Origin of the sequence: Spirosoma oryzae (assembly GCF_003002825.1) — a bacterium.
Classification (GTDB): domain Bacteria; phylum Bacteroidota; class Bacteroidia; order Cytophagales; family Spirosomataceae; genus Spirosoma; species Spirosoma oryzae.
Window position 1 is genome coordinate 1 of sequence record NZ_PVTE01000061.1, and the last position, 6,559, is coordinate 6,559.

At 53.1% G+C, this 6,559-nt stretch carries 4 protein-coding genes; 2 read left to right on the top strand and 2 right to left on the bottom strand.

Annotated features, from left to right (window positions below):
* Positions 1 to 302: 302 nt before the first annotated feature.
* On the bottom strand, positions 303 to 1,013 hold the full coding sequence (locus CLV58_RS27715) for a hypothetical protein (RefSeq protein WP_106141094.1): 711 nt from the start codon (positions 1,011 to 1,013) through the stop codon (positions 303 to 305).
* Positions 1,014 to 2,312: 1,299 nt separating this feature from the next.
* Here CLV58_RS27715 and CLV58_RS27720 point away from each other — a divergent pair.
* The gene (locus CLV58_RS27720; RefSeq protein ID WP_106141095.1) at positions 2,313 to 3,110 is read left to right on the top strand and encodes a sensor histidine kinase; all 798 of its coding nucleotides are present in this window, start codon (positions 2,313 to 2,315) and stop codon (positions 3,108 to 3,110) included.
* A 368-nt stretch (positions 3,111 to 3,478) separates the two neighbouring features.
* On the opposite strand, the gene CLV58_RS27730 is transcribed toward CLV58_RS27720, so the two are convergent.
* Positions 3,479 to 4,285: a 3-keto-disaccharide hydrolase gene (locus CLV58_RS27730; RefSeq protein ID WP_106141097.1), complete on the bottom strand. Its 807-nt coding sequence runs from the start codon at positions 4,283 to 4,285 to the stop codon at positions 3,479 to 3,481.
* Between the two features lie 194 nt (positions 4,286 to 4,479).
* Between CLV58_RS27730 and CLV58_RS27735 the strand changes: the two genes are divergently transcribed.
* Positions 4,480 to 6,375 (top strand): 3-keto-disaccharide hydrolase, encoded by a 1,896-nt coding sequence (locus tag CLV58_RS27735; RefSeq protein ID WP_106141098.1) that lies wholly within the window; start codon positions 4,480 to 4,482, stop codon positions 6,373 to 6,375.
* Positions 6,376 to 6,559: the final 184 nt, after the last annotated feature.

The following is a 6,559-nucleotide window of genomic DNA, read 5'->3' on the forward strand; positions in this document are numbered from 1 at the left end:
GGCATGAGCAGGCCTTTGTTGGTCGCTTCGATTTCCAGGGCCGAGCCACCGTTGATGGTGCCGGGGTTAGCCCCTACTTTTACCTGCGCCTGAGCAAGTGTACCTGCCAGAACGAGCGTAAGTATGTATAGAACTTTTTTCATTGTTCCGATTTTGACATATGGATGGTGAGACAGGCTACCGCTAGCCTGTCTCAATGAATAGGACGGTGTGACTATAATATCAGGAAATCGTTCTATGTGGCAGTACCACATTAGAAGCACATGAGTGGCCTTGGTAGGCATTGTCGAGATGTGCTGAAACTATAAGTCAAGCACTTCAGGGGGGGGGACAGATTTGCTGTACGCCAGACCGGCATACTGATCATCATCCTGAACAGTAGCTCCTCCTTGCCGAATTGACCGGATGACCGGGGTAGGAAGCGTAGGCATAAGACACAACAGGCCGTCAGGCGAACAACTTATTGACAGCCGAGCTACCGGGAGAGCAGGCTGTACGATCGGCCCTGTTTTAAGTTGACCACCAGCCAGCAACTGCATTTGGCAGGCAGGGGCCAATGTAAGGATGCCATTATCCGCTACCAACGTGCCCCCCTTGACCATCAGATGTTCTGTTACTCGCAGATCACCCGCCAGCGTCACCTGCGTCGGATTATCAATAACCAGGTTGGTCAACGTGCTGTGTGTCGACATCAGCCGCCGGGGTTGCCGGCTTTTGAGCACCAGCGCGCCAGCGCCCACGACGTCGGCATGATCGAGTACGAGGTCGCCCGCTACCATCATACTATCCGATCCGTGTATGCCCAGTACTGTTCCAAACACGCCCATTCCAAGTGATACCTGTTCCCGGCTTGTGTCGGCCATCGCTACCGCTGTTGGTGCCTGCGGAATCACCTGTCCATCAACGGGCACGCTTACGGCAAGCCACAGCGCAATCCAGCCCGGTACCAGCCAGATCGGCCGAAGCAGATCGCGGGTACACAGGCGTAGTGGATGCGACGGAAAACGAAACAAGGTATAGAGAGAGAAATGGCGTGGAATAGAATCGAAAAGCCGGAAGTCGGTATGCGCAACCAGAAAAGTAAGAGGTTACTAACGGTGTCCTATATACGTTGACAGATCGACGCAACCTTGCCCGCCTAGCAGGGTCGGCAGGCTAATGTGAATGGAACGGCCGACACACGTCCGCGCGGCCGGGCTGTTGCCCCGTCCCTGTCTGATCAGGATATATGCAGTAAGCAGTTTGGGCGTAGTGTAGTTGTTCCGCATACAGACATGTCGTTAAAGGTTAGTACACCAGGCTTCATTCGTTCACCGGTACTCACTTTGCAACAAACTGCCTGACAAACCTGCGGAAATAAGACGCATGATGCCCTTAATCAAGCAGTTTTTGACACCAAACGGGCATTTCATGCTATGAACATCAAAATCTCATGGTACGAGTATATGTAAACGTATATAGCCCGTTTTTTTTCATACCAACTGACACGAACAAGCTAGTTAATTACATGAATCGATTTATTGACTACATGAACAGGCTGATAATTTTTCTTTTACAAGGGTTACTTGTCGATCAATAAAAACTTTGGCAGGGATTATGATAGCCTGCTACACCTAAGTAACCTATAAACTTCCTATTATTGTCGGTACACGCTACCAGACTTGTTACGTTATGAGACGAGGGTTCTATATACCCCTTATACGTTCATTTACAGTTACTTATACAACTCTCGCGCATCGATCAGATGATTTCTAATCAGACTCAATAAAGCCTTTTACAACAAGGGAGTTTCAAAATATAAACCAAAATTAACTATCAGTAACGTGATTAAGTTTTTTTATTATTCTTTTCTCTTTTTTCTATCTAAAAATAGACATACTATAAACCATTCATTAAAACTACGTAATATATATCGATGGTCGTTAGTTTCCGTATCTAGGGCACCGATTAACCCTATTTTTCCATCATACAATTGGCATTTTTTACGCATTATATCGGGTCGCACAGATCTATACACTGCTCATTATCAACCAGCAAACCAAACGCCGGACAGCCAGAAGGTAGTACCCAGAAACCGGCAACCAATCGGTAACCTGTTTACTCCCATCGGGTCCGTATCCAGCGACCACGGGGCACAGCTTCTAGTTGTCGACCTCGCTCAGCTAACTGGTAAATCTGGTACATACACCCAGTGGCTGCCACAGCAAGCCAACTACCTGCCCGGACCACCACAGCTCAACCAATCCATCCAGCTAACAGATCTGCTAGCAACCAGCCAGCAGCAGCTATTCATACTAACCGGTTGCGCAGTATTGCTGTGGATTGGGTACGTCGTTTACACGAGACAACAGCGGACGATTCGGCTACTTACCCGGCAGAAAGCGGATATTGTCAAACAGGTACAGCACCTCGAACGAATTAATCAACAAAAAGTCAACCTTTTTTCGCTGATCAGTCACGACCTCCGTTTGCCGGTAGTTCGGCTGAAACAGCAGTTAAATACCCTAAAACAGGCAAGTCCGGCGACTGCGCCCATCGACCAACAGATTCGAGAGTCAGAGGAACAGGTCGATCAGCTGGCGCGCATGCTAACCAATCTGCTGGACTGGTCCGTTGTTCAGATGAAGGGGTTACCAACCAACCCAGTACAGGTTGACGTATCGGTACTTACGGCGGAAGTTATCGCCGACGTAAGCACTCAGCTAAAGCACAAGAACATACGGCTAATCAACCAGGTAAGCGCATCGACCTGGATTATTGCGGATCGGTACCAACTGCTATGTGTGGTACGCAATCTGATCAGCAACGCGATCAAGTTCACCCCACCGCATGGTTATGTGAGGCTGTACACAAAAACGGCGGGAGAATCCTGTATATGGCTCACTGTGCGGGACACCGGCATTGGTATGAGCGCCGATGAGGTAGCCTGTGTGCTGTCGGCTCCGGTTATCCGATCAGGTACACAAGGTGAACCAGGTACGGGGTTGGGGTTATTGCTATGCCGTGAATTACTGGGCGACGATGCCGACGCGCTACAACTAACCAGTCAACCCGGAAAAGGCACGTCCGTCAGCGTACGATTAGTTACGGCCGACAAGCCAACGCCGTAGCATTCGACGGTAACCTGGATCAACAGCACCAGTACTCCCAGCACTCAGTCGTTGACTACTGTAGCTTTCTACCTAACCAGGCTCGTACGGTTTTTCGTATATGGTCAAACTCACATAAACCAACATGATCGCGCCGACAAACGTGAGCAAGGCCTGCCATAACGTGCTGCCTCTGTGGGTGCTTATCCAGATCATATAGACATAAATGAGCACGATATGTTCCGCATTCAACGTCCGGCCAATCAGCACGACGCCGACGAAAGTCACCGATAGTTAGTTGACCCCACATGTCGAATTAAGTCTGTGAATCCGGCATAACAAAAACGCCCTCAGCTATGAACTGAGGGCGTTTTTTCCTAAGCGATTTATTACAATGGGCGAACCCAGATGTTACGGAAACCAACCGGATTACCGTGGTCCTGCAACAGGATCGGGCCAGCACCGTGTGGCTGTACTTTCGGATAGCCGATGTATTCGGTCGTACCCCGGATAGCCGCATGGTTCTGCACCAGTACGCCATTGAGCAGTACGGTCACGTACGCGTAGTCGGTCATCAGACCGGCTTTGTTGAAGCGCGGGGCCTGGTAAATGACATCATAGCTCTGCCATTCGCCCGGCTTGCGGCTGGGGTTCGCCAGCGGAATCGCCTGCTTGTAGATCGATCCCACCATACCGTCGACGTAGGTCGGGTTTTCGTAGTTGTCGAGTACCTGCAACTCGTAGCGACCTTGCAGGAAGACACCACTGTTACCCCGGCCCTGCCCTTTACCTTCTACTTTCTCGGGTGTCTTGAACTCGATGTGCAATTGGAAGTCGTTGAATTCCTGTTTCGACCGGGCCGAGAATCCTTTCGTCGAATACATAACGCCATCCCGTACCGGCCACTTCAGCGGTCCGGCGTTGGTCTTTTCCCAGCTGGCCGGATCATAGCCCGTGATGGCCACCCACTGATCGGTATTTTTACCGTCGAACAGCACGGTGGCATCCGAAGGGGGCGTCGTGCCGCTGGTGTTCGCCGTAACGACGCCGGGCGTTACAACGGGCGGAACGGGCTCATAAATTTCGGTTGATTCAGGCGTTTGTTTACCGCCTTGATTTTGAGCCATCGACGTGGTCGATACGGCGAACGTAAGCAGAGCAGCGCAGGCGGCAAGGGTTACTGAGGTTTTCTTCATGAATGTAAAACAGGGTTAACAGATACGTAAGTCGAACAACGCGCAGAACTACCTAGACAGGCACGTAAGAGACCAATCGATAGCCAACAGAAGTCGCTTCCGTCAGTGCGCCCCAAAGATAGAGCAAATGCAGCAGCTGGTTTAATTAGGCCAAAAAAATGGTAATTTCGAGCGTAAAACCTCCATATCTTTTCATGTCAAACCCATTTTACGCAGCTACGACACGCTGGCTGCTGGCCGTCGGCTGGACGTTCGGTGCTGGACTGACGCTGGCTCAGCCCGCGCCCGGAGCTGGCACGCCGGTCCCCCTCAACGATCTCAGCGCGTTTGTTAATCCCGCTTCAAACTGGCACATTGTCGGGTCAGTCCGCGCCGATCTGGCCAAAACAAATACCCTGCTGACCGACAAAGGAACGGGCGTCCTGGTCAGCCTGCCATCCGACAAGAAGAACGCAAAAGCCGGCGATCTGACAACGCAGTTTCAACATAGCGATGCCGACATCGAACTGGACTTCATGCTGGCCAAAGGGGCAAATTCGGGCGTGTATTTACAAGGTCGCTACGAAATCCAACTGGCCGACAGTTGGGAAGTCAAAACGCCCAGCTCCGGCGACAACGGTTCGATTTACCAACGGTGGGACGACAAGCGGCCGGCCGGGCAGAATGGATACGAAGGTCACCCCGCCCGGCAGAATGCCAGCCGCGCACCGGGGCTGTGGCAACACCTGAAAGCGTCGTTCCAAGCCCCCCGCTTCAACGCGCAGGGGCAGAAAACAGAAAATGCCAAGCTGTTGAACGTCGAACTGAACGGCGTACTGATTCACGACAATGTCGAGTTGAGCGGTCCGACGCGGGGCGCGATCAGCAACGACGAGAAAGCCACGGGACCGCTTGTGCTACAGGGCGATCATGGTGCCGTTGCCTTTCGCAATATCCGCTACATCGCTTACGACAAACCCCGTCCTGAACTGGTTAATCTGACGTTCGCGGTCTACAAAGGTAAATACGAGAAGGAGCCCGAATACGACAAAACCGCCCCCGAATCGGAAGGGCCAACGACGGTGCTGTCGTCGTCGGTGAGCCGGATACCCAACGAGATGCTGATTCGCTACAAAGGTACGCTGCGTGTAGCCGAGCCGGGCGAATACCGCTTCCGGCTGGGTGTACCCGGTGGTGCAGGTTCGCTGAAAATCGGCGACCAGATGGTCGTGCCGCTGGTTGGCTGGGTTGGTAACGGTACCGGCAAGGTGACGCTGCCCAAAGGTGATATTCCGGTCGAACTGTTCTACTCGAAGTTTATGGATTGGGTGCAGCCGGCGCTGGGCCTGAGCATTGCCGGTCCGGGTGTGCGCGAATTCGTGATCAGCGACGCAACGACGTCGGGCGGTGAAGAAGTCGATCCAATTCTGGTCGATGCGTCGGGCGGCAACACGATCCTGCGCAGTTTCATGGACGTACCCGGTGAATCAACGTGGGGCGACATTCGTCCGCAGGGCAAGCGCACCCGCGTAACGCACGCGATCTCGGTTGGCAGCCCCGACAACGTGCACTATACCTACGATATGGACAAGGGTGCCCTCGTTCAGGTATGGCGGGGCCAATTCCTCGACACGACACCGATGTGGCACGACCGGGGCGACGGCTCGTCACGGCCGATGGGTATGGTGCAGCGCATGGGTACGCCCATGTTGTTCCTAGCCAAACTCCCCTCGGGTCAGGCCAACTGGGCAACGGATACGACCGGTACCGGCTACCGTCCGAAAGGCTACGTCCTCGATAACAACGACCGTCCAACCTTCCGCTACCAGACCTACGGCTCGTCGGTCGACGATAAAATCCGGGTGCTGGAACAGGGACAGGGCCTGCAACGCGAGCTAACCGTTACCAACCCGGCTGGCGACCTGTATGCCCGGCTGGCCAGTGGCAGCACGATCAGCGCGATGGACAACAACATGTACCTGATCGACGGCCAGGAATACATCCGAATCGATGATCTGGGCGGTGCTAAACCGACGATTCGGGAAAGCGCGGGCGGTCAGGAACTGATCGTACCGGTGAAAGGCAAACTGACATACTCAATCCTTTTTTAAACGAACCCCACCCCCGGCCCCTCCCCATTAGGGAGGGGAGCGATTGCTCGCTCTTTACTGATCAGGGCATTGCCCCCCTCCCTAACGGGGGTGAGGTTTACCCATAAGTTGGGGGTTTTGCCTGTGAGTACTCGTTCTTTGACATCCTGTATCCATCTACTACCGTCTGAAAGTGCAGGTAGCC